Origin of the sequence: Levilactobacillus fujinensis (assembly GCF_003946335.1) — a bacterium.
Lineage (GTDB): Bacteria > Bacillota > Bacilli > Lactobacillales > Lactobacillaceae > Levilactobacillus > Levilactobacillus fujinensis.
Map to the genome: position 1 here is coordinate 1 of NZ_RHNX01000103.1, position 1,051 is coordinate 1,051.

Annotated in this window: 1 protein-coding gene; it reads left to right on the forward strand. The window is 50.8% G+C overall.

Annotated features, from left to right (window positions below; translation table 11 throughout):
* Positions 1–963, forward strand: a 963-nt coding sequence (locus tag EKM89_RS13960; RefSeq protein ID WP_125689363.1) for an IS30 family transposase, incomplete at its 5' end; no start/stop codon positions are given.
* Positions 964–1,051 lie beyond the last annotated feature (88 nt).

The following is a 1,051-nucleotide window of genomic DNA, read 5'->3' on the forward strand; positions in this document are numbered from 1 at the left end:
GAGGTCTACTTCAATCACGACGAGTATTCTCGGCGTAAGATTGCCGAACTAATTGGCGTTAGCCCGCAGACCATAAACAACGAGATCAAGCGGGGCTTGGTAACCAATAAGCAGCTAGTCAACGGTAAGGAGAAGTTCTACGAAATTTACGTGGCTGAGCTTGCTGAAGAACGGTACCACGAGAACCGTAAGACCTGTCACCGTCCTTATAAGTTCCTCCAGGCGGTCGGCTTCATAGCCTTCTTTGTCGAGCACTTTAAGAAGGACGGCTGGGCTCCCGACGCTGTTGTGGGCCGTGCTAAAGCCTTAGGACTCTTTCGACCTGAAGAGATGGTCTGTACCCAGACATTGTACAAGTACATCGATGAACAGCTCCTAGAGGTCTGTAACCTGGATCTCGCTGAGAAGATGAGCCGCCGGATATCAAAGCACGTGGTTCATAAGCATAGTCGTATCTTGGGGCGGAGTATTGAGGAACGACCAGCGGCGGTGGATTCTCGAGAAGAGTTTGGTCACTTCGAGATTGATACAATCGTTGGAAAGCGCGATGGTAAGGAGAGCGTGATTATGACCCTGATTGAACGCCAAACGCGCTTCCAGATTATCCGCCTCATTGATGGTCGTGACGCTGATTCAGTAGCCTACGCTATGAAGGGAATCATTAAGGAATACGGCTCTGTTATTCAGTCCATTACTGCCGACAACGGGCCAGAGTTTGTGACTCTCGAACAAGTGATGACCCCAATTGCCCCAGTCTACTTTACACACCCTTATACGTCCAGTGAACGTGGCACTAATGAAGTTCACAATCGCATGGTTCGCCGGGACTTTCCTAAGGGTGAGTCACTTGATGCGGTCAGCCCAGCCGATGTTGCCAAGACCACCGACAAGCTAAACAACATGCCTCGCCGCCAATTGGCGTTCCAAACTCCAGCTGAGCTCTTCGCTGCCGCTTGCGGCTAGGCGCCTCGCTCCAACCAGCTTCAATCCCCTGAGAATCCCTTGGTATCAGTATTCAGTCCTAGTGACTAATTTGTTCTTGCAATTTGCG